This window comes from Mesorhizobium sp. M0174 (assembly GCF_040322275.1).
In the GTDB taxonomy this organism is placed as follows: domain Bacteria; phylum Pseudomonadota; class Alphaproteobacteria; order Rhizobiales; family Rhizobiaceae; genus Mesorhizobium.
In genome coordinates, this window is sequence record NZ_JAMYTB010000007.1 from 90,843 (window position 1) to 111,607 (window position 20,765).

Here is a 20,765-nt window from a genome sequence, read left to right on the forward strand (position 1 = left end):
ACACTCGTTAATAATCGACTTCCGAATTGCCGAGGAATTCGTCCGAAATACCCCTGTCACGATAGACGTCGATCACCGCGCCGCGATTTTCCGCGTCGATCGGCGACGGTTTGCGTGGCCCGATCAGATCGGACGGATTGGCCATCTGGGCAGCCAGGTTGTTCTGATACGAACAGCCGAAATCGGCATAGTGCTTGTTTTCCGAAGTCTGCAGCAGGTCTTCGGGCCAGCGCCCGCATTTATCCGTCTGAGCCTTCACCGAGACATAGGCAACGCGGACCGGTGCGGACGCTTCGGCTGAAACAGACTGATAGGACCGCATGGCGATCCGCTTCCGGCTGATGCCGCTGGCTATGGCGAGCCTGGCGAAATCGCGGCCGGCCGCGGCCGCTGCGATTTCGTTAGCTGAGCCGCTCGGAATCTCGATCGTCAGCACCGGAGCCGCGCTCCTGTCGTATCCGTTGAGAAAGCCCAGGAGCGTGTCACGCTGGGATCTGGTCATGCCACGGTCGCCGGCGCCGACCGGAAGGTCGATCTTCTGGACCTTCTCGGCGATGACGATAGGATGGGTGGTGCGATAGTCGTCCGGTATGGCACCGACCGTGACGCTGTCGCGATTGGCGCAGCCGGCCAGTGATGCCGCTACCGCGATCGCTATGATCGGAACGGCCGGCCGCCAGATCCGCGAATGAACGGACTGTATCGCGGTGACCGCCCTTGCCTTCGATACTGCCTGAGACATGTCGACTTCCCCGCTTACTTGTAGATAAAGCCGACAACGCCGTGATAGCGGCCGTTGGGCTTGTCGGTCTGCATGGTGCCGTAGACGCGGTTGACGCGGCCAAGGAACATGCCGGCGCCATCGCTGGCTGCGTTGAAATTGTCATCCGGCTTGGCAAGATCGTTGCGCGCCACCGGCTTCACCAGATAGGGCGTGATGATGATGACGAGTTCGGTCTCGTTGCGGACGAAATCCCTGCTGCGGAACAGCGTGCCTAGCACCGGTATTTTGGTCAGGCCGGGCAGCCCGGCAACCGCCTGCCTGATGTCGTCGCGGACAAGGCCCGCGATCATCATGGAACCGCCGGAGGGCAATTCCACCGTGGTGTCGGCCAGGCGTTTGCGGATCGACAGCAAAGTGGTGCCGGGTAAGTCGCCGGCTCCTTCCAGGACTGCGGCGCCTTCGGTCGTAGGTTCCGAAACCGACGTCCTCACTTTAAGGCTGATGCGGCCCGCCGAGAGCACGACCGGCTGGAATTCGAGCCCAATTCCATATTCAAGGCGTTCGTGCTCGTAGGTAATCTGGCCAGTTTGATTGTCGTTTGAAACGTTGCTTGTTCGGCCGGTGATGATATTGAATTCGCCGCCGACCTTGAAGGTCGCCTTCTCGCCGGAAACGGCGGTGAGAGTCGGCTCGGCCAGCGTCTTCATGACACCGCTTTGCTCCATGGCGTTTATGTACGCTTGAAGAGTTGAGCTGCCGATCGCCGCCCCCGAATATTGCGACAGTGGCTTTCCCAATCCGTATGCAGGCGTGGTGAGAGCGCTCCAACTGATGCCGTTGCTGCTGCCGTTGCCGACCATGTTGACGCCGAGCTGCTTCATCACCGTGCGGCTGACCTCGGCAACCGTCACCTTCAGCGTCACCTGGTCGTCGCCGATAATCTGCAGCAGGTTGATGATCTGGCTGACGCGGCGCTCGGCATCCGGGTTGTCGATGGCGACGCCGGCTTCGGCCGAACCGCCGGCAGCGGTCTGCGAATATTGACCCGTGGTAGCCTCGCCGCCGGACACGAAGATGTTTGCCAGATCAGCCGCGCGCTTGGCGTCAAGAGGAGTGTCGACGGTTCCGGTCAGAACGACGTTGTCGTTCAGCAACTCGACCTTGACCTCCGATGACGGGATGAAGCGCTTGATATAGTCCTCCAGCCCGGCAACATCGCGTTCGACCGCTAGGTCAAGGCTGACGATCTGCTCGCCATTCGGGCCAAAGACGAAGATGTTGGTCTCGCCGACCGCCTTTCCGAACAGATAGATGCGGCGGGCAGTGCGGGTCACTGCGTCGGCTACAGCGGGGTTGGCGACGAGAATATCATAGGCATCGCTCGGCAGGTCGATGACCACCGATTTATTGAGTCCGAGTTTGACCCGCTGGGTGGCGGTCGAAGCCGTGACCCTAGCATTGCCCGCCGCACTGGCATCGAGGATGCCATATGCATTCGTTCCAACGAGAAACAGGCCGATCGCCGCAGCCAGGGTGAGCGGCAGTTTGGTTTTTAGCCTCATTTCCTTGCCCCCACCTCGGAAACTTCGCCCGACTTGATCAACCGCACGGTGCCGCGCCGGCCATTGCCGGAAACCAGGTAGTCGGCCTCGCCCACATTCTTGTCCTGGCTGTCCTTGATCGAGCGCAGCGCCAGTGTCAGGCGATCCGCCATCTGCTGTGCGACGGTGATGATCTCGGACTGCTGCGGCGTCAGCTCCAGGGTGGCGGTCTGGCCGACTCTGGTCTTCTTGCCTTCCTCATCCTCCTGGATGGTCTGGTCGATCGCCAGGACACGAATGTTTTTGAGGATAGTTTCGGTCGTGAAGCCCGGACCACCGCCATTGGCGGCATCGGTTCTACGGGTCATGATGACGTCGACGAAATCGTTTGGAAGAATGAAGCCACCGGCCGAGGTGTCGGCCGAAATGCTTGTGGCGACAGCCCGCATGCCGGAGGGCAGGATCGACGACATGAAGCTTTGCCCTTCACCGATCAGCTTCGAGCGGCGCAGCGGCTCGCCGGCATAGAGCGCCACGCGGGCGACGGCGCCCTTCAGCTTGTCCAGCGCTTCAGGCTCGGCAGCGCGGGTGATGAAATTTGCGTTGATGCCGGCGGACGGCCATGACTCCCAGGAAATGTTGTTTTCAAGCGGACTGCCCATCGGAACGTCGCCGGAAAGAACAAGCACATCCTGCAGCGCGATCGCCGGCGCCTGAGGACCGGAATCGACAACCGGAGGCGGCGGAGCCACAACCATGTTCTTCGCGACATAGCCTGCACCACCGGCCGCGGCTATCGCCACGCCTAGAATAATTAATCGGGATGCTGGCATCTGTCCGAACCTCGCCTTGGCAAACCACTAGCCAAGCCGGACTTTGCAGCGGCAATCGTCAAAACAAGGTTAATGTTATACTTACGATCGTGATTAATTTAAGGTTTACATAAATTAGAGCGACAACTCTGGCCCGAAGGAAAACGGGGCCAATTCGCCTGCTCGGCGCCAACGGCGGAAAGCGAAATTCAGCCCGCCAGCCTGGTAAGCGCCCAGGCCATCAACGGTGAGTCGGAATAGGTGAGCAGACCGCCAATGCCAAGCGCAATGCCGTACGGAACGCCGGTCGCCTCATCGGCGAAATGGCGCAGGAACCGATTGTGGCTTGTGACGGCGGCAAGCAGCGATTTTCGATAGGCGATGATGGCAAGGGTCAGCAGACCGCCGATGAACGTCGAGGTGACGAGATACTCGACGAGATGGATGTTCAGTCCCATCCATACGGCAGTGGCGGCCAAGAGCTTGGCGTCACCGCCGCCCATGCCGCCAAGCGCGAACAGGCCGAATGTCACTACAAGAACCAGGCCGCCGGCGGCGAAGTGCCCGCCATAAGTGGCCCAGTCCATGCCGGTCAAGGGCGCAACCAAGGCAAAGACAACGACGAGCAGCACAGGCACGCGATTGGCGATCGTCATCGACAGCATGTCGGAGATCGCGGCAAAAAGCATGCAGAATGGAAAGACGACGAAGATCACGGCTTCAAGCATGGGCGTGGCGCCTGTGGTCAAACTGTACCCGGTCCCAGCCTAGGTATGTTCGATTAACGATTGATGAGGTCTAAAGTTCAAAATCATGCGTAGGACTAAATAAGGGCCGCCAGTGCGGCGGCCCTTATTGGGAAGCAACGGAATGTTGTTGCTTACGAAGCGTTGACCTTGGTGGCAATCTTGTCAAACTTGGCGTTCAGCGCGGTGCCGAGCGAGGTGGCGCCGACCATGATGGCGAGCGCGATGAGAGCGGCGATCAGACCGTATTCGATAGCGGTCGCGCCGGATTCGTCCTTCACAAAACGTGCGATGAGGTTAGACATTTGAGCTCCTACTCCAATTGTTACAGCACTTCCGTCAACTTCTCTTGGTGGCTGATCGGATACTGCGAATCTAAGGAGAAGCTGTTTCAATCGGCTTAATAAACAGGCTTACCGATTCCTTTCCCGCTTCGATGGCATTGCGTGGTTAACCCAGAACTAAAATCCCCGCCGCTAGGACCCCGGGCCGACAAAAGGCGCAAAAGGCGCAATTCGGCAAAGACGTTCCAGCCGTGCCGGCTAGGCCCAATGCCGGTTCCTGTGAACTCCAGCCGCTTAACGGTTGGTTCACCAATCTCGTTCATGTTCCGTTGAACAGTTTGCCAGGGGGCGCCTCAATGGCCGGGCCGAGATCATCATTTCCAGTTGCCGTGCTTTGTGCCGCAGCGGCTTTCGCCTTTCCAGCCAAGGCCGGCGTCGGCATCGAGGTGACGATGAACCAGGCAAAGATCATCAAATTGTCGCGCGCCGCCGATACGATTGTCGTCGGCAATCCGGCGATCGCCGACGCCTCCGTGCAGGACGCATCGACGATCGTACTGACCGGCAAGGGATTTGGCGTCACCAATCTTGTCGTCCTCGATCAGGAGGGCAACCCGATCGTCGATGAGCAAATAACCGTCGTGCGGCAGGCGGCGGCGTCGGTCCGCATCTATCGACGCGCCGAAGTGCAGACGATGTCCTGCGCGCCATATTGCGAAAGCTCGTATAAGAGCGATGCCGAAAAGGCCTCTGAAGCCGAGATGAGCGCCGGGCATTAGCTAGCCGACGTCTCCGTCTTTGGCGAGAACGTGCTTCGGTTATGGCCGGGTTAAGGCCTTCCCGTTGAATTTAACGGTCATTCCAACCGGACTTCAATCGGTTCCGACTAAGGGTGGGACCGATACAGAAGCGGCATCGGCGGGCAGAGGACATGAGCAAGGCTGGACGAGCAGGTTCTCCAAGACGGTTTTTAGGCGACCGCCGCGGAAGCACGGCGATCGAATTCGCCATGCTTGCAATTCCTTTCGCACTTCTTGTATTCGCCATACTGGAGAGCTGCATTTCTTTTGCCGCACAGGAAGTGATGGCAAACGCCACAGACGACATCGCGCGTCAGTTGCGTACCGGCCAGCTAAGACCGGCCGATGTGTCCGGGACCAAGCTGCGGGACAAGATCTGCGCCAAGCTGGAGATCATGGTCGCCAAGACCTGTCCCGGACTGCTGGTGGATTTGCGCGAGTATCCGACCTTCGCCGATGCGGCGCTGGCCGGTTTCAAGATCCAGGATGGCGACGTCGTGCTGACCAAGGGCACGAGCACACAGACCTTCACCGTCGCACCTGGCCTGGCGGAGTCGAGAAACATGCTGCGGGTTTTTTACAAATGGCCGGTGATGACCGACTTTATGGCCAAATCGATGGCCAACCTGAAGGACGGCAAAACGCTGCATTTTGCCTCGATCACTTGGCAGAACGAGCCGTTCGACAACTGAGCCACCTAGTCGCTTGAAAAGGGCAAAGCCATGATTCGTGCGGGGGCACAGTTGGGCATCGCAGGGATTTGTACAAGAGCAGTCCGGCTTTGCTCGGACCGCCGCGGTATTGCGGCCGTCGAGTTTGCCCTCATCGTGCCTGTCCTGTTGATCATGTACTTTATGACAATGGAGGCCTCGCAAGCCATCGAGACCAGCAAGAAGGTCAGCCGCATCGGCAGCATGGTAGCGGACCTCGTCACACAGCAGCAGACCATCAAGGCGGCCGATGTCGATGCCATCATGGCGATCGGCAGTTCCACGCTCCAGCCCTACAACCGCTCGAAACCGAAGATCATTATCACGGCGATACAGGTGACGAACGAGACGACGCCGAAAGTCCTGGTCGTGTGGTCGCGCAAACTGGTGGATGGCGTCTCTAGCCTCGACGCGGTCAAGGATTCCACCACAACGGTCCCGAGCGCGCTCAAGATCAAAGGCACTTTCCTCATTCGGGTCGAGAGCGATCTCGCCTACAAGCCAATCATCACCTGGTCGGCGGACGGCCAAAGCCGGTTCGGGTTGAGCTCGGTCTTCAATTCGATATCGATGGCGGAAACTTATTATCTGCGGCCGCGCAGGAGCCCGACCATTCCGTGCAGTGATTGCTGACGCCTGAAGCCCGCTAACCGGTCTTTTGCTATTGGTTGCAACCGCGGGCCGAGACTAGACGCACGATGGCTGCAGCCAGCACATAGTCCCTCGGACCGGCAACGGTTCGGCGACGATACCGATACGGAACGTTCCGATAACATAGCGCCAATCGGCGCGCGCCAGGTTTGCGCAAGACGCATCTAGCAGCAAAGCCAGTACGGCGGCGAATGCTGTCAGGGCAAGCCTCATGCGAGCTCCGCGCCGCGCATTTCCATCCGCAGATCGACCATGCCGCGATTCGTCTCTCCGGGACCAGCATGCCAACCGTGCTGTTTGGGTTTCCGAATTGCCAATGGCGACGCGGAACCCTATGTCTGAGCCAACACAGGCAATGATGAACCTTTCGATGGCACGCGCCTTCCTTTTTGTCCTCGACTCCTTCGGCATCGGCGGCGCGGCCGATGCCGAACGCTATGGCGACACCGGCTCCAACACGTTCGCACACATCGCGCGGGCCTGCGCAGAAGGCCGCGCCGATCGCGAAGGCCTGCGTGACGGGCCCCTTCTTGTACCAAACATGTTTGCGCTCGGCCTCGGCCATGCGGCGGCAACGGCGACGGGTTTCAGGTTCGAGAATGCCGGCAGTGCGCCGCTTGCCGCCGCCTTTCACGGCGCGGCCCAAGAGGTTTCGAGCGGCAAGGACACGCCATCGGGCCATTGGGAAATAGCCGGCCTGCCGGTCCGTTTCGACTGGGGTTACTTCCCGGACGCGATTCCCGCCTTTCCGGCCGAGTTGACCGAAGCAATGGTGCGTGAAGGGAAGGTGCCCGGCATCCTCGGCAATTGCCATGCTCCGGGCACCGAGATTATCGAACGGTTCGGCGATGACCATATCCGCACCGGCAAGCCGATCTGCTACACCTCGATCGACTCCGTCCTGCAGATCGCCGCGCATGAGGTTCATTTCGGCCTGGAACGGCTTTACGAGTTCTGCAAGGTGGTGCGCAGGCTCGTCGATCCGCTGAATATCGGCCGCGTCATAGCACGGCCGTTCATCGGTGAAACCGCCGCCACGTTCGAGCGAACGCATAATCGTCGCGACTATGCCGTACCGCCCGCGGAACCGACGCTGCTCGACCGTCTGACGGCGCGCGGCAGCCGGGTTATCGCGGTCGGCAAGATCGGCGACATTTTCGCCCACCGGGGCATCTCGGAAGTCCGCAAGGCTGCCGGCAACATGGCGATGTTCGACAAAGCGCTTGGCGCCATGGAAGACGCCCGCGACGGCGACCTCGTCTTCGCGAACTTTGTCGATTTCGACACCGAGTTCGGGCATCGGCGCGACGTTGCGGGGTATGCCGCCGCACTCGAAGCTTTCGACCGGCGCCTGCCCGAGGCATTCGCACGGCTGAGGTCAGGCGATCTGCTCATTTTGACCGCCGATCACGGCAACGATCCGACGTGGCGCGGCACCGACCACACGCGCGAGCGGATTCCGGTTATCGGGACACAGCCGGGTTTCAAAGGCGCAGACATCGGACTGAGGATGACATTTGCCGACATCGGCGAAACCGTGGCCGAACATCTCGGGCTGGCGCGCGGCCCTTACGGCACCTCCTTCCATGCGATGATAGGCGGCCATGCCTGAGCTGCCGGAGGTGGAGACGGTCAGGCGCGGTCTGCAGCCGGCCCTTGAAGGTGCCCGCATTGTCGGTGTCGAGGCACGCCGGCCGGATTTGCGGTTTCCGTTCCCCGCGAAATTTTCGGAGCGGCTGACCGGCAAGACGATTGCGGCGCTCGGCCGCCGTGCCAAATATCTGACAATGCACATGGACAACGGCCCGGTTCTGATCTGCCATCTCGGCATGTCGGGTTCGTTTCGCATCGAAACGGCCGACGAGAGCGCAACGCCCGGCGCGTTCCACCACGAACGTTCGAAAAACACTGCTCACGATCACGTCGTCTTCGACATCGCATCCCCTGCCGGCGTCCGCTCTCGCGTGATCTTCAACGACCCGCGCCGCTTCGGGTTCATGCTGTTTTCGGAAGGCGAGCCCGACATGCATCCGATGCTGGCCGGATTAGGCGTCGAGCCTACAGGCAACGCACTGGACGGCACGCTGCTCGCTTCGTTGCTGAAAGGTCGCAAGTCACCGCTGAAAGCGGCACTTCTGGACCAGAGGCTAATTGCCGGGCTAGGCAATATCTACGTCTCGGAAGCGCTTTGGCGGGCCGGCCTGTCGCCGCTGCGCGAAGCGGGCACCCTCGCGAGAGCCGGCAAGAAAGCCAAAGAGCAGAGCGAACGCCTGGCCGAAGCTATCCGCTCGGTCGTCACCGATGCGATCGCCGCCGGCGGCTCGTCGTTGCGCGACTATATGCAGACCGATGGATCGCTGGGCTACTTCCAGCATTCCTTCGCGGTTTACGATCGCGAGGGCGAAGCCTGCTCCAAGCCTGGTTGTGGCGGCCACATCGAGCGTATCGTGCAAAGCGGTCGTTCGACTTTCCACTGCCGGGCCTGTCAGGCTTAAACCAGAAGCGAGGAGGAGCAAAGCATGGGCTATGAAACCATCATCGTCGAAACCCGCGGCAAGGTCGGGCTGATTACGCTGAACCGGCCGCAGGCGCTCAACGCACTGAATTCACAAGTGCTGGCGGAACTGGTCGCGTCGGTGAAAAGCATGGGCGCCAATGCCGACATTGGCGCCATGGTCATCACTGGTTCGGAGAAGGCTTTCGCGGCAGGTGCCGATATCAAGGAAATGCAGTCGATCTCCTATGTGGATGCCTATGTGCAGGATTTCTTCGTCGGCTGGGAAGAATTTACGCGGGCACGAAAGCCGATCATCGCGGCGGTGGCGGGCTATGCGCTGGGGGGCGGCTGCGAACTGGCGATGATGTGCGACTTCATCATCGCCGCCGACACCGCCAAGTTTGGCCAACCCGAGATCACGCTGGGCGTCATGCCCGGCATGGGCGGATCGCAGCGCCTGACCCGCTTTGTCGGCAAGTCGAAGGCAATGGATATGTGCCTGACGGGACGAATGATGGACGCAGCCGAGGCCGAGCGTTCCGGCCTTGTCTCGCGCGTCGTGCCAGCCGGCGAGTTGATCGAGGAAGCGCTTAAGGCAGCAGCGAAGATCGCCGATTTTTCCTTGCCGTCGGTGATGATGGCGAAGGAGGCCGTCAACCGCGCCTATGAGACGACGCTCACCGAGGGTCTACGGTTCGAGCGCCGGCTGTTTCATTCGCTGTTTGCGCTGGATGACCAGAAGGAAGGCATGGCGGCCTTCACCGGCAAGCGGAAGCCGAATTTCACGAACCGATGAGATGACGAGGCACCGGTCAAAAAGAAAACACTGCAGCGTTGACGTGCCGGAAAAGCTGAACTATAAGCCGCAACAACCGAGGCGGCCCTGTGGCTGCCCGTTTGTTTTTTGCGCCCCGCGGTATCCCGCAAGCGCCCACCAGATCAGAAGAGAGGCACCATGGCCAATACCTCCTCGGCCAAAAAGGCAACGCGCAAGATCGCCCGTCGCGCAGCGATCAACAAGAACCGCCGCTCCCGCGTCCGAACCTACATCCGCCAGGTCGAAGAGGCGCTCGCGGCTGGCGACAAGGCGGCCGCACAGGCTGCCTTCAAGGTGGCCGAGCCGGAACTGATGCGCGCCGCGACCAAGGGCGTGGTGCACAAGAACACGGCATCGCGCAAGGTGTCGCGGTTGGCCCAACGGGTCAAGGTGCTGTCAGCCTGATATATCCATTCTTGAACTGCGCTACTTCAAACCCGGCCAATCGCGCCGGGTTTTTTCGTTTGCCGGCAAGTACTTAAAAGAAAGCCCGCAAAATGGCGCTCCGCGAGCATTTCAAAGTTCGAAATGCTTTGCCGGCATATACATGCCCGCTCATATTCGGAGCCTCCGAAACCGCCAATACGAAAATTTCCGAGCGTCACGGATTACCGTTTCCTTTCAGAAGCTTACCGATGGTGATCCACAGCTTGTTCACATCAGCTGCGGCTGATAGGCGACAATTGGCTGTCAAGTGAATTATTTCAGAAAATTTCGCGTTGTGTGGCCTTTTTCATATTCGCCGGAAAAGGGTTTGAATCACAATGGCTTTGTCAAAATCAACTATTGCAGCATGGCGTTCGAAACGTCCCTTGCTAGTCAGATTCCTTAAAAATCCGTTAGGGGTGGCCTTGCCCTATCCACAGCGATTTCGGTAATGTCTGTCCATCGAAGGGATGGGCCCTTGGCCCTTGACCAGCCTGAAACCGGCCAGCTCAAATTGGCAGAGTTTACAGCGCGGCTTCAACTCCGCGGACGGGGTTGGTTTGTCTTTTCGATACGGTAGGGGACTGGCGTAATTGTACATGGCAGGTCGATGGTGCGCCGGCGGTTTTTCGCCGGACGGCATTTTGTTGCCCTGACATGACCAAAGCGGATCGGCTCTTCGGCGCCGGACCGACAACGAGGCGATTCATCAGCCGGCGACGGCGATGGTGTCGCAGCGAAGACACGGTCGCCGGAAACATGGATGCAGGAGGCGCATCCCCGGCGGAAAACAGGTACAAGAGACAAGGAACTCGATCATGCAGAGCGGCGGCATCGAAAGGGAGCTTACAGGCGACCTCCCATTTCCTGGAACGTTAGTCGGAAGGAACGACATGGCGGCTTCCAATGAAGCTGAACAGAAGTTCGATCGGGTCAAGGCCCAGTTGAAGGCGCGTCTGGGAACCGAGGTCTATTCGAGCTGGTTCGGGCGCATGAAGGTCGCTGAATGCTCTAAGGGCATTGTTCGCATCTCAGTGCCAACCGCATTCCTGCGTTCATGGATCAACGGCCATTATCTCGATCTCATCACCGAGTTGTGGAAGCACGAAGATCCGGAGATCCTCAAGATCGAGATCGTGGTTCGCACCGCCACACGGCAGGGCCGCAACAGCGTCGAGCCAGAAGTGGCGCCGGCGCGCAAGATGACCAGGCAGACGCAAACCGCGCTCTCTGCGGGCACGGCGAGCCCCAGCAGGGTCGAACGGGTCCCGGCACCCCGCCCGGGGATGCCGGCAGAAACCGAGTTCCGGCACAATGTTCTCGGTTCGCCACTCGATCCACGCTACACTTTCACCTCCTTCATCGAAGGACCATCGAACCGAGTGGCTTTTGCCGCCGCCAAGGCGGTCGCGGAATCGCAGTCGAGCGCGGTGCGTTTCAATCCGCTCTTTCTTCACGCAACGGTCGGACTGGGCAAGACGCATCTGTTGCAGGCGATCGCCGCAGAATCGCTGAAGCAGAATCCGAAATCGCGGGTCGTCTATCTGACGGCTGAGTATTTCATGTGGCGGTTCGCCACCGCGATCCGCGACAACAACGCACTGACGTTGAAAGAACAGCTGCGCGATATCGACCTCCTCATCATCGACGACATGCAGTTCCTGCAGGGCAAGTCGATCCAGCACGAATTCTGCCATTTGATCAACATGCTGCTCGACAGCGCCAAGCAGGTGGTGGTCGCTGCCGACCGGCCGCCGTCCGAATTGGAGTCGCTGGAGCCACGCGTCCGCTCGCGCCTCAACGGCGGCGTCGCGCTGGAAATGTCGGCCCCGGATTTCGCCATGCGTATCGGTATGCTCAAGCTCAGGCTTGCCACCGCCAAGCTCGACGATGCGTCGCTGGATATTTCCGAAGAGATCCTCAACCACGTCGCCCGCACGGTGACCGGCAGCGGGCGCGAGCTCGAAGGTGCCTTCAACCAGCTTTTGTTTCGCCAATCCTTCGAACCGCAGATCACCATCGACCGCATCGATGAGATCCTCGGCCACATCTATCGTTCGGGTGAACCGAAGCGGGTGCGTATCGAGGACATCCAGCGCATCGTCGCGCGCCACTACAACGTGTCGAAGACCGAACTGCTGTCCAACCGGCGCACACGCACCATCGTCAAGCCGCGGCAGGTCGCTATGTATCTGTCGAAGGTTTTGACGCCGCGCTCGCTGCCGGAGATCGGGCGGCGGTTCGGCGGCCGCGACCATACGACCGTGCTGCATGCGGTGCGCAAGATCGAGGATCTTTCCGGTGCCGACAACACACTGGCGCAGGAGCTCGAATTGCTGAGAAGGCTGATCAACGACCAGGCCTGATGGCCCGAGAAACGCCGGCTCGCGAACTTCGGCCTTTTTATGCCTAGAAAGCCCGCGCAGCCGGTCCGAACCGGTGGCGCGGGCTTGCGTTTGCCGGGTTTTTCCTGTCAGTTTACGCAGATTCTGAGCCTGTTCAGACCTTTCGCGGGGCACCGCTTGCCGGAGACCCGTTCATTCATTCAAGCGAGCCTGTTTCGTCATGCGTGTTATCCTGGAACGGTCAAATCTCCTGAAGTCTCTCAACCATGTTCACCGCGTGGTCGAGCGGCGCAACACCATTCCGATCCTGTCGAACGTGCTGCTCAGCGCCGAGGGGGCCAGCCTTGAAATGAAGGCGACCGACCTCGACCTGGAGGTGACCGAAGCGACGCCGGCAAAGGTCGAGCGCGGCGGGGCGACAACGGTCCCGGCGCATCTGCTCTACGACATCGTGCGCAAGCTTGCCGACGGCGCGGAGGTGGCGCTGAAGACCGACGAAGACGGCAACGCCATGACGGTGACGTCGGGGCGCTCGAGCTTCCGCCTGCAGTGCCTGCCGCAGTCCGACTTTCCCGAACTTTCAGCCGGGTCGTTCTCGCATATTTTCCGGCTCGATTCCGTCGGACTAAAGGGCCTCATCGAAAAGACCCAGTTCGCCATCTCGACCGAGGAGACGCGCTATTATCTGAACGGCATTTATCTGCACACGCACGAGGCCGGCGGCAAGCTGAAACTGCGCTCTGTCGCGACCGACGGCCACCGGCTGGCGCGGGCCGAGATCGATGCGCCGGCAGGCTCTGAGGGCATGCCTGGCGTCATCATCCCGCGAAAGACGGTCAGCGAGTTGCAAAAGCTGGTCGACGATCCCGATGTTGCAGTCACCACCGAGTTGTCCGACACCAAGATTCGTTTCACCATCGGCAGCGTTATCTTGACCTCCAAGCTGATCGACGGCACTTTCCCGGACTACCAGCGCGTCATTCCGACCGGCAACGACAAGAAGCTGATTATCGATCGCCAGAGTTTCGCCGCTGCCGTCGATCGCGTTTCGACCATTTCGTCCGAACGCGGCCGGGCGGTGAAGCTTTCGATCGCCGAAGGACAGGTCACGCTTGCGGTCAACAACCCGGATTCGGGCAGTGCCACCGAGGAACTGGCGGCCGACTATTCGTCTGATCCGATCGAGATCGGCTTCAACGCCAAATACCTGCTCGACGTTGCCGCGCAACTGACCGGCACGGAGGCGAAGTTCATGCTGGCGGATGCCGGTTCCCCGACGCTGATCCACGATATGGCCGACGAGACCGCGCTCTACGTGCTGATGCCGATGCGGGTGTAGGGCCCGAACGGGGCCATCTTGCTGCCGTGACCAAATCTGCAAAACCGCAGCAGACCTACATAAGTAAGCTCACACTTACGAATTTCCGCAACTATGCGGCGTTAGCAATCGACCTTGATCCCGGCGCCGTGGTTTTTTCCGGCGACAATGGCGCCGGAAAAACCAATCTGCTTGAGGCGATCTCGCTGCTCACGCCTGGCCGCGGCTTGCGCCGCGCACCCTATGCCGAGGTGGCGCGCGAAGGCGGTGATGGTGGCTTTGCGCTGCATGCCCGGCTTGACGGGCCGGAAGGCCAGGTCGAGATCGGTACCGGAATAGCGGGCAGCGACGGCGAAGGCGGCCGGCGAGTGCGGATCAACGGCGCGGCGGCACGCTCAGCCGAAGACATGCTGGAATGGCTGCGCGTGGTCTGGTTGACACCGGCTATGGACGGCCTGTTCCCCGGGCCGGCGGCCGATCGTCGGCGCTTCCTCGACCGGCTGGTGCTTGCGATCGATCCCGGCCACGGCCAGCGCGCGCTTGACTACGAAAAGGCAATGCGCGGCCGCAACAGGCTGCTCGCCGACGGTTCGCGCGACAGTGCGTGGTTCGATGCGATCGAGATGCAAATGGCTGAGACCGGCGTGGCAATTGCCGCGGCGCGTGCCGAACTGGTGCGCCTGCTCGCCGCCATGATCGACCGGCTGCCCGGCGACGGACCGTTTCCGCAAGCCGACATCGGCATCTCGGGCGAACTGGAAGGCGAAATCGGTGTTTTACCGGCCGTCGACGTAGAGGAACGGTTCCGTCGCGCCCTTGCCCAGGGGCGCGACCGCGACCGCACCGCCGGGCGCACGCTCGACGGCCCGCACCGTACCGACCTCGTGGTGCGCCACCGGCCCAAAGCGATGCCAGCCGAGCTCTGTTCGACCGGCGAGCAGAAGGCGCTGCTGGTCGGCATCGTCTTATCGCATGCGCGGCTAACCGGCGAAATATCGGGCATGACGCCGATCCTGCTGCTCGACGAGATTGCCGCCCATCTCGACGGCGGTCGACGGGCGGCCTTGTTCTCGATCCTGGAGGAACTGAACTGCCAGGCCTTCATGACCGGGACCGATGCCGCGTTGTTTGACAGCCTCAAGGGACGAGCGCAGTTCCTGACCGTAGATCACGGTAAGGTCAGGCCGACCATTTGACCTTCGGCCATGGCGCGCACTTCTGAGCGGCACGCATTGATGCCTGACAAGTTTTTTCCTCCGTTATATGGTCCCGGGGATGATCACAGCCGCCCTTACCGACGAAGAGCTCGAACGCTACGCCCGCCACATAGTGCTGCCCGAAATCGGCGGCGCCGGCCAGCAGCGGCTAAAGCGGGCGCGGGTGCTGGTCATTGGCGCCGGCGGATTGGGTGCGCCGGTGCTCGAATATCTCGCCGCTGCGGGCGTTGGCACGCTCGGTATCGTCGACGACGACAGCGTCTCCCTTTCCAACCTGCAACGACAAGTGATTCACGGCACGGACATGGTCGGCATGGCAAAAACCGACAGTGCCAAGGCTGCGATCACCCGCATCAATCCAAACGTAGTCGTGGAAGAGCACAATTTCAGGCTGACCGCAGACACCGCCCCTGCCCTCATCGCCCGTTATGACATCGTCGTTGACGGCTCCGACAATTTCGAGGCACGCTACGCAGTGGCCGACGCCTGCGCCGCCGAAAGCCGGCCGCTCGTGCACGCCGCCGTTGGCCGCTTCGACGGCTCGGTCACCGTACTGAAGCCTTTCGAGACCGGCCCGGACGGCAAGTTGAACCCAAGCTACCGCGATCTTTTTCCCGAAGCACCGCCGCCGGGACTGGTGCCGTCCTGCGCGGTGGCCGGCATTGTCGGCGCGCTGACCGGGGTCATCGGCACGCTGCAAGCAATGGAAGCGATCAAGCTGATCACCGGGATTGGCGAGCCGCTGGTCGGGCGACTGTTGCTCTACGATGCGCTGGCGGCACGCTTCGACACGATCCGCTACAAGCGAACCAGCCCGTGAGCCAGTCTGCCGAGGTCTCCATTGTGCAGCTTGCGGCCGATTTCGACCGGTGGGACGAGGTCCTGGCTCTGATCATGCGCGCCTTCGCCTTCATGGACGGCGTCATTGACCCGCCGTCCTCGGCGCATCGCCTTACCGTTGAAAATCTCAGGGCTAGAGCGCTGGAGGAGACAGCATTCCTGGCCCTGAAGGAAAACGAGATCGTCGGTTGCGTCTTCGTCCTTAAGCGCGCAAACGACCTCTATATTGGAAAGCTCGCGGTCGAGCCGACGCTTCAGGGACAAGGCGTCGGAAAACAGCTGATGCAGGCCGTCGAAGATCTTGCCCGCAGCCACAACAGGACCGCCATCGAGCTCCAGACCCGGATCGAGCTGACCGGAAATCACGCAGCCTTTGCCCGCCTCGGTTTTCGTGAAACCGAACGGACAGCGCACAAGGGCTACGACCGGCCGACCTCGATCACCATGCGCAAGATGCTTCCCGTAGGCAAACGCTATCCAAAGACGAACGCGCGGTTGCCGCGGCAAGACCATGCCGGCGCGATGGCAGGTCACGCCCTCAGCGGCAGCACACGGTCGGGCGGACGATGACCGTCGAAGAAGGCGCGGATGTTGATGATTACCTTCTCGCCCATGTCGATACGGCCTTCGAGGGTCGCCGAGCCCATATGCGGCAACAGCACGACCTTGCCTTTGTGGGCAAGTTTCAGCAGCTTGCTGTTCAGCGCCGGCTCGTGCTCGTAGACGTCGAGGCCGGCGCCGGCGATCTTGCCGTCATGGATGAGCTTGACCAGCGATTCCTCATCGATGATATCGCCGCGCGCGGTGTTGACTATGTAAGCTGACGGTTGCAGAAGCGCCAGCCGCCGCGCCGAAAGCAGGTGGAAGGTTGCCGGTGTCGATGGGCAATTGACCGAGATAATGTCCATTCGGGCGAGCATCTGGTCGAGGCTTTCCCAATATGTCGCTTCCAACTCGTCCTCGATTGCCGGAAGCACGCGGTGGCGGTTGTGGTAGTGGATCGAGAGGCCAAAGGCCTTGGCGCGCCTGGCGACGGCGGTGCCGATGCGACCCATGCCGACAATGCCGAGCCGTTTGCCCCAGATGCGCCGGCCGAGCATCCAAGTCGGCGACCAGCCCGCCCATTTCTTGTCGCCGGTCAGCACGTTGGCGCCTTCGGCCAGCCGCCGCGGCACGGCCAGCATTAGCGCCATGGTCATGTCGGCCGTATCTTCGGTCAACACGTTCGGCGTGTTGGTGACGGTGATGCCTTTCTTGGCCGCTGCCGCAACATCGATCTTGTCAACGCCATTGCCAAAATTGGCGATCAGCTTGAGGTTGTCGCCAGCCTGGGCAATCAGCGCCGCATCGATATTGTCGGTGACGGTCGGCACCAGCACGTCGGCCTCCTTGACCGCCGCCACCAATTCCGGCTGCGTCATCGGCCTGTCCTCGACATTCAAGCGGGCGTCGAACAACTCGCGCATGCGGGTCTCGACCGGGTCGGGCAATTTGCGCGTGATGATGACGAGGGGCTTCTTTTTGCCTGCCATTGTTTCCTCGAACCCGATCTCGTTGAGACCTCTTTAACCAAGAACGGCGAAACTGAGAGCCGATCGCGGTACCGGTCATTCATGTAACAAGCGGTTCCGCCGAAGACAAAGAAAAAGGGGCGAAGGCCGATGGGCCGGCGCCGAAAGGAACGAAAGTGTCTGGTTTCGCGTCGCTCCGCCTGACCCTCAGTGCAGCATTCCTCGGCGCTCTCATCCATAGCCCACTGGTGATGGCGCAAAGTGCCGCGGCACCCGCCCAGAGCGTCACGCTCGGACCAAGCGGCTTGCCGCTGCCGCGCTTCGTCAGCCTGAAATCCGGCCGCGTCAACTCGCGCGTTGGGCCGGGCGTCAATTATTCCGTCGACTGGATGTATATGAAGCCAGGCCTGCCGATGGAGATCATCCAGGAGTTCGATACGTGGCGCCGTGTGCGCGATGCCGACGGCTCGGAAGGCTGGATCAATCAGTCGCTGCTTTCGGGCCGCCGCACGGCGATCGTCGCCCCCTGGCAGCGCGGCAAGGACGCTCGCGTCAACCTCCTAGACGACCCGGCAAAAGATGCTGGCGTCATCGCGATCCTCGAACCGGGGGTGATGGGCACGATCAAGTCCTGCGATGGCCAGTGGTGCGAAATGACCTTCGACGGTCATACCGGCTGGCTCGCGCAGTCGCTCGTCTGGGGTGCCTATCCCGGCGAAAAGGTCAAGAACTGACGTTTCTGGACCGCAGGTCGGGCCAGCACGGCAAGCACCGGATCCGGCACTTGTTTCGCTGATCTTCGGTTCGGGGATGGTTTAGCGGCCGATGCGGCCGAGATGGGTATCCTGGAAACTGCTCGACAGCTTCAAGCCATATCCCAAACAACCACCAGGAACACCAGCGATCGCATAGAAGACAAAAGCCGCCACCGCGACGGCGACCCATTCAAAGCCGGAGCGTCAAATCCAGGAATTCATAAGGCGCCGGTCAGTCGCAGCGTTTCGGACGCAGTCTCACCACGATATCGACATTGGCGATCTCCATGCCTTCCGGCGGTTCCGGCAGGTTGGAAACCGTCACCGGGCCGCTGTCGATATCGAAGATCCTGTTTTCGCCCTCGATATAGAAATGATGGTGATCGGATGTGTTGGTGTCGAAATAAGTCTTCGATCCCTCGACGGCAAGGATGCGCAGAAGACCTGCCTGGGTAAACTGGTGCAGAGCATTGTAGACGGTGGCCAGGGACACCGGCACGCCGGCGGCAAGCGCCTCCTCGTGCAGTTCCTCGGCCGAAAGATGGCGGTCGCCCTTGGCGAAAAGCAGATCGGCCAGCGCGATGCGCTGGCGTGTCGGCCTCAGACCGGCCTCGCGAACCCGCTTGTCCACAGCGACATTATCCTTCCGGCAACCCAGATCCATCTACCCGTCGCGCTCACAGTTCCGCCTCAGACACGCCCAAAATGGCAGAAATAGAGCATCTGCCGAAACTGAACGTGTCGTGACATATATTCTGTCGACCGAATGCGATCAATAGCGCGCATTGACCCGGGCAGACGGGCAGGTTAAGCGCAAACGCCGGTTTCCGGCCTGAAACAGATTGTGTTAGGAAACCACCGACAAGGGCGCCTATCGCCCGGGACGATCACGGGGACGAGATTGATGGCGGGTTCGAAATCCAGCTACGGTTACGAGGAATTGCTTGCCTGCGCCCGCGGCGAGCTGTTCGGACCGGGAAATGCGCAGCTGCCCTATCCGCCGATGCTGATGTTCGACCGCATCACCGAGATCAGCGAAACTGGCGGTGCGTTCGACAAGGGTTTCATCCGCGCGGAATTCGATATCAAGCCGGATTTGTGGTTTTTCGCCTGCCATTTCATTGGCAATCCGATCATGCCGGGATGCCTGGGCTTGGACGCCATGTGGCAGTTGACGGGGTTCTATCTCGGATGGCTCGGTGAACCCGGCAAGGGAATGGCGCTGTCGACCGGGGAGGTGAGGTTCAAAGGCATGGTCACGCCAACGGTCAAGAAGGTGGAGTATGGCGTCGACTTCAAGCGGGTGATGCGCGGTCGGCTTGTGCTTGGTATCGCCGATGGCTGGCTGAAGGCAGATGGCGAGCCCATATATGCGGCAACGGATCTGAAGGTCGGTCTTTCCAAGCAATCGGCCGCCGTCTGAACGAAGACCCTACAGTGCCACGTCTTGGACGTCCAAAGGACGCTGTAGCACTTTAATTTTGCGCATGGTTCCGTTCCGCAAATCGATTTCAGGTTTCGGAGGTCCGCGCTGGAAGGAGTTGCGAATGAGACGGGTCGTAGTCACAGGTCTCGGCATCGTGTCGTCGATAGGCAATAATGCCAACGAGGTGCAGACCTCGCTGCACGATGCCAGATCCGGCATCAGCTTCTCCGACTCTTTCGCCGAGCATGGCTTCCGTTGCCGGGTGTGGGGTGCGCCGACACTGGATCCGTCGGGCATGATCGACCGTCGCGCCATGCGCTTCCTGTCGCAGGGTGCTGCCTGGAACCACGTCGCAATGGACCAGGCGATCGCAGATGCCGGCCTCGACGAGACCGACATCACCAACGAGCGCACCGGCATCGTGATGGGCTCCGGCGGACCGTCGACCCGTGCAATCGTCGAGGCGGCCGAGACCACGATCAAAAACGGCAGCCCCAAGCGGATCGGCCCGTTCGCGGTGCCAAAAGCGATGTCGTCGACCGCGTCGGCGACGCTTGCCACCTGGTTCAAGATCCACGGCGTCAACTATTCCATCTCATCGGCCTGCTCGACGTCTGCGCATTGCATCGGCAATGGCTACGAGCTGATCCAGTGGGGCAAGCAGGACATCGTCTTCGCCGGCGGCCATGAGGATCTCGACTGGACGATGTCGGATCTCTTCGATGCCATGGGCGCCATGTCGTCCAAGTTCAACGACAGGGCATCGGTCGCCTCCCGCGCCTACGACGTCGATCGCGACGGATTCGTCATTGCCGGCGGCGCCGGCGTGCTGATTCTTGAAGAGCTCGAGCACGCAAAAGCGCGCGGCGCCAAGATCTATGCCGAGATCGTCGGCTATGGCGCCACCTCGGACGGCTACGACATGGTGGCGCCATCGGGCGAAGGCGCGGCACGCTGCATGCGACAGGCAATGGCGACCGTCACTTCACCAGTCGACTACATCAATACGCACGGCACCTCGACGCCGGTCGGCGACTCCAAGGAAATGGGCGCCATCCGCGAGGTGTTCGGCGACAACATGCCTTTCATCACATCGACGAAATCGCTGACCGGCCATTCGCTAGGTGCGGCCGGCGTGCAGGAATCGATCTACTCGATCCTGATGATGCAAGGCGGCTTCATCGGCGAGAGCGCCCACATCGAGAACCTCGATCCGGAATTCGAAGGCATGCCGATCGTGCGCAAGCGCATCGACGACGCAAGGATCGACACTGTTTTGTCCAATTCGTTCGGTTTCGGTGGCACCAACGCTACGCTGATTTTCCAGCGCTATTCCGCATAAGGA

General features: G+C 60.8%; 21 protein-coding genes and 2 pseudogenes. 15 read left to right on the plus strand and 8 right to left on the minus strand.

Annotation, left to right across the window (positions count from 1 at the left end; translation table 11 throughout):
* Positions 1–7: 7 nt before the first annotated feature.
* The 5 genes from NKJ13_RS16415 to NKJ13_RS16435 all read right to left on the minus strand — a co-directional run bounded on the left by NKJ13_RS16415 (position 8) and on the right by NKJ13_RS16435 (position 4,128).
* Positions 8–742 carry a CpaD family pilus assembly protein gene (locus NKJ13_RS16415; protein ID WP_352506158.1) on the minus strand — a complete coding sequence of 245 codons (735 nt, stop codon included), beginning with the start codon at positions 740–742 and terminating at the stop codon, positions 8–10.
* Between the two features lie 14 nt (positions 743–756).
* Positions 757–2,286, minus strand: a complete 1,530-nt coding sequence (locus tag NKJ13_RS16420) for a type II and III secretion system protein family protein (RefSeq protein WP_352506157.1) — start codon at positions 2,284–2,286, stop codon at positions 757–759.
* A complete protein-coding gene (gene cpaB / locus NKJ13_RS16425; RefSeq protein WP_254816292.1) occupies positions 2,283–3,098 on the minus strand; it encodes a Flp pilus assembly protein CpaB in 816 nt (271 codons plus the stop codon). The genes NKJ13_RS16420 and cpaB overlap by 4 nt, the downstream gene beginning before the upstream one ends.
* Positions 3,099–3,286: 188 nt before the next feature.
* Entirely contained in the window at positions 3,287–3,805 is a 519-nt protein-coding gene (locus NKJ13_RS16430; RefSeq protein WP_254816291.1) for an A24 family peptidase, read from the minus strand.
* Positions 3,806–3,957: 152 nt separating this feature from the next.
* The gene (locus tag NKJ13_RS16435; protein ID WP_254816290.1) at positions 3,958–4,128 is read right to left on the minus strand and encodes a Flp family type IVb pilin; all 171 of its coding nucleotides are present in this window, start codon (positions 4,126–4,128) and stop codon (positions 3,958–3,960) included.
* 335 nt (positions 4,129–4,463) lie between these two features.
* Between NKJ13_RS16435 and NKJ13_RS16440 the strand changes: the two genes are divergently transcribed.
* From NKJ13_RS16440 to NKJ13_RS16450, 3 genes are all read left to right on the plus strand, one after another.
* Positions 4,464–4,886 (plus strand): pilus assembly protein N-terminal domain-containing protein, encoded by a 423-nt coding sequence (locus NKJ13_RS16440; protein WP_352506156.1) that lies wholly within the window; start codon positions 4,464–4,466, stop codon positions 4,884–4,886.
* 152 nt (positions 4,887–5,038) lie between these two features.
* The gene (locus NKJ13_RS16445) at positions 5,039–5,599 is read left to right on the plus strand and encodes a TadE/TadG family type IV pilus assembly protein (protein ID WP_352506155.1); all 561 of its coding nucleotides are present in this window, start codon (positions 5,039–5,041) and stop codon (positions 5,597–5,599) included.
* A gap of 30 nt (positions 5,600–5,629) precedes the next feature.
* A complete protein-coding gene (locus NKJ13_RS16450) occupies positions 5,630–6,250 on the plus strand; it encodes a TadE/TadG family type IV pilus assembly protein (RefSeq protein WP_254816287.1) in 621 nt (206 codons plus the stop codon).
* Positions 6,251–6,352: 102 nt separating this feature from the next.
* Here the strand turns inward: NKJ13_RS16450 and NKJ13_RS31600 are convergent.
* Positions 6,353–6,481 (minus strand): annotated as a pseudogene (locus NKJ13_RS31600) (phosphate/phosphite/phosphonate ABC transporter substrate-binding protein); the annotation flags it as partial.
* 157 nt (positions 6,482–6,638) lie between these two features.
* Here NKJ13_RS31600 and NKJ13_RS16455 point away from each other — a divergent pair.
* The 9 genes and pseudogenes from NKJ13_RS16455 to NKJ13_RS16495 all read left to right on the plus strand — a co-directional run.
* Positions 6,639–7,880 (plus strand): phosphopentomutase, encoded by a 1,242-nt coding sequence (locus NKJ13_RS16455; protein ID WP_352738409.1) that lies wholly within the window; start codon positions 6,639–6,641, stop codon positions 7,878–7,880.
* Positions 7,873–8,763, plus strand: coding sequence for a bifunctional DNA-formamidopyrimidine glycosylase/DNA-(apurinic or apyrimidinic site) lyase (mutM, locus tag NKJ13_RS16460; protein WP_352506154.1), 891 nt, complete (start codon positions 7,873–7,875; stop codon positions 8,761–8,763). Before NKJ13_RS16455 ends, mutM begins: the two co-directional genes overlap by 8 nt.
* Before the next feature lie 24 nt (positions 8,764–8,787).
* The gene (locus tag NKJ13_RS16465) at positions 8,788–9,561 is read left to right on the plus strand and encodes an enoyl-CoA hydratase (protein WP_352506153.1); all 774 of its coding nucleotides are present in this window, start codon (positions 8,788–8,790) and stop codon (positions 9,559–9,561) included.
* 159 nt (positions 9,562–9,720) lie between these two features.
* The gene (gene rpsT / locus NKJ13_RS16470) at positions 9,721–9,987 is read left to right on the plus strand and encodes a 30S ribosomal protein S20 (RefSeq protein ID WP_023676922.1); all 267 of its coding nucleotides are present in this window, start codon (positions 9,721–9,723) and stop codon (positions 9,985–9,987) included.
* Positions 9,988–10,826: 839 nt separating this feature from the next.
* Complete coding sequence (gene dnaA / locus NKJ13_RS16475) at positions 10,827–12,374, plus strand: chromosomal replication initiator protein DnaA (RefSeq protein ID WP_502899814.1); 1,548 nt, start codon at positions 10,827–10,829, stop codon at positions 12,372–12,374.
* Positions 12,375–12,573: 199 nt separating this feature from the next.
* Positions 12,574–13,692 carry a DNA polymerase III subunit beta gene (gene dnaN, locus NKJ13_RS16480; protein WP_023676920.1) on the plus strand — a complete coding sequence of 373 codons (1,119 nt, stop codon included), beginning with the start codon at positions 12,574–12,576 and terminating at the stop codon, positions 13,690–13,692.
* Positions 13,693–13,718: 26 nt separating this feature from the next.
* Positions 13,719–14,867 carry a DNA replication/repair protein RecF gene (gene recF, locus NKJ13_RS16485; protein WP_352506151.1) on the plus strand — a complete coding sequence of 383 codons (1,149 nt, stop codon included), beginning with the start codon at positions 13,719–13,721 and terminating at the stop codon, positions 14,865–14,867.
* A 79-nt stretch (positions 14,868–14,946) separates the two neighbouring features.
* Positions 14,947–15,708, plus strand: a complete 762-nt coding sequence (locus tag NKJ13_RS16490; RefSeq protein WP_352506150.1) for a molybdopterin-synthase adenylyltransferase MoeB — start codon at positions 14,947–14,949, stop codon at positions 15,706–15,708.
* Positions 15,705–16,187: pseudogene (locus NKJ13_RS16495) on the plus strand (GNAT family N-acetyltransferase); the annotation flags it as partial. The gene NKJ13_RS16490 and the pseudogene NKJ13_RS16495, both read left to right, overlap by 4 nt.
* A gap of 71 nt (positions 16,188–16,258) precedes the next feature.
* Here the strand turns inward: NKJ13_RS16495 and NKJ13_RS16500 are convergent.
* Positions 16,259–17,260: a 2-hydroxyacid dehydrogenase gene (locus NKJ13_RS16500; protein WP_254816279.1), complete on the minus strand. Its 1,002-nt coding sequence runs from the start codon at positions 17,258–17,260 to the stop codon at positions 16,259–16,261.
* A 155-nt stretch (positions 17,261–17,415) separates the two neighbouring features.
* On the opposite strand from NKJ13_RS16500, the gene NKJ13_RS16505 reads away from it, so the two are divergent.
* A complete protein-coding gene (locus NKJ13_RS16505; RefSeq protein ID WP_023676915.1) occupies positions 17,416–17,973 on the plus strand; it encodes an SH3 domain-containing protein in 558 nt (185 codons plus the stop codon).
* A gap of 253 nt (positions 17,974–18,226) precedes the next feature.
* On the opposite strand, the gene irrA is transcribed toward NKJ13_RS16505, so the two are convergent.
* Positions 18,227–18,658: an iron response transcriptional regulator IrrA gene (gene irrA / locus NKJ13_RS16510; RefSeq protein WP_023676913.1), complete on the minus strand. Its 432-nt coding sequence runs from the start codon at positions 18,656–18,658 to the stop codon at positions 18,227–18,229.
* A 240-nt stretch (positions 18,659–18,898) separates the two neighbouring features.
* On the opposite strand from irrA, the gene fabA reads away from it, so the two are divergent.
* Both fabA and fabB read left to right on the plus strand, forming a co-directional pair.
* The gene (gene fabA, locus NKJ13_RS16515) at positions 18,899–19,417 is read left to right on the plus strand and encodes a 3-hydroxyacyl-[acyl-carrier-protein] dehydratase FabA (RefSeq protein ID WP_352506149.1); all 519 of its coding nucleotides are present in this window, start codon (positions 18,899–18,901) and stop codon (positions 19,415–19,417) included.
* A gap of 124 nt (positions 19,418–19,541) precedes the next feature.
* Entirely contained in the window at positions 19,542–20,762 is a 1,221-nt protein-coding gene (gene fabB / locus NKJ13_RS16520; RefSeq protein WP_352740344.1) for a beta-ketoacyl-ACP synthase I, read from the plus strand.
* Positions 20,763–20,765: the final 3 nt, after the last annotated feature.

Bases quoted from the DNA above. Each gene is read 5' to 3' on its own strand.
- dnaN (WP_023676920.1), top strand. From the start codon at position 12,574: ATGCGTGTTATCCTGGAACGGTCAAATCTCCTGAAGTCTCTCAACCAT.
- rpsT (WP_023676922.1), top strand. From the start codon at position 9,721: ATGGCCAATACCTCCTCGGCCAAAAAGGCAACGCGCAAGATCGCCCGT.
- NKJ13_RS16415 (WP_352506158.1), bottom strand. From the start codon at position 742: ATGTCTCAGGCAGTATCGAAGGCAAGGGCGGTCACCGCGATACAGTCC.
- NKJ13_RS16445 (WP_352506155.1), top strand. From the start codon at position 5,039: ATGAGCAAGGCTGGACGAGCAGGTTCTCCAAGACGGTTTTTAGGCGAC.
- irrA (WP_023676913.1), bottom strand. From the start codon at position 18,658: ATGGATCTGGGTTGCCGGAAGGATAATGTCGCTGTGGACAAGCGGGTT.
- fabA (WP_352506149.1), top strand. From the start codon at position 18,899: ATGGCGGGTTCGAAATCCAGCTACGGTTACGAGGAATTGCTTGCCTGC.
- cpaB (WP_254816292.1), bottom strand. From the start codon at position 3,098: ATGCCAGCATCCCGATTAATTATTCTAGGCGTGGCGATAGCCGCGGCC.
- NKJ13_RS16500 (WP_254816279.1), bottom strand. From the start codon at position 17,260: ATGGCAGGCAAAAAGAAGCCCCTCGTCATCATCACGCGCAAATTGCCC.
- NKJ13_RS16440 (WP_352506156.1), top strand. From the start codon at position 4,464: ATGGCCGGGCCGAGATCATCATTTCCAGTTGCCGTGCTTTGTGCCGCA.
- NKJ13_RS16450 (WP_254816287.1), top strand. From the start codon at position 5,630: ATGATTCGTGCGGGGGCACAGTTGGGCATCGCAGGGATTTGTACAAGA.
- dnaA (WP_502899814.1), top strand. From the start codon at position 10,827: ATGCAGAGCGGCGGCATCGAAAGGGAGCTTACAGGCGACCTCCCATTT.
- NKJ13_RS16490 (WP_352506150.1), top strand. From the start codon at position 14,947: ATGATCACAGCCGCCCTTACCGACGAAGAGCTCGAACGCTACGCCCGC.
- fabB (WP_352740344.1), top strand. From the start codon at position 19,542: ATGAGACGGGTCGTAGTCACAGGTCTCGGCATCGTGTCGTCGATAGGC.
- mutM (WP_352506154.1), top strand. From the start codon at position 7,873: ATGCCTGAGCTGCCGGAGGTGGAGACGGTCAGGCGCGGTCTGCAGCCG.
- NKJ13_RS16420 (WP_352506157.1), bottom strand. From the start codon at position 2,286: ATGAGGCTAAAAACCAAACTGCCGCTCACCCTGGCTGCGGCGATCGGC.
- NKJ13_RS16455 (WP_352738409.1), top strand. From the start codon at position 6,639: ATGGCACGCGCCTTCCTTTTTGTCCTCGACTCCTTCGGCATCGGCGGC.
- NKJ13_RS16430 (WP_254816291.1), bottom strand. From the start codon at position 3,805: ATGCTTGAAGCCGTGATCTTCGTCGTCTTTCCATTCTGCATGCTTTTT.
- NKJ13_RS16435 (WP_254816290.1), bottom strand. From the start codon at position 4,128: ATGTCTAACCTCATCGCACGTTTTGTGAAGGACGAATCCGGCGCGACC.
- NKJ13_RS16465 (WP_352506153.1), top strand. From the start codon at position 8,788: ATGGGCTATGAAACCATCATCGTCGAAACCCGCGGCAAGGTCGGGCTG.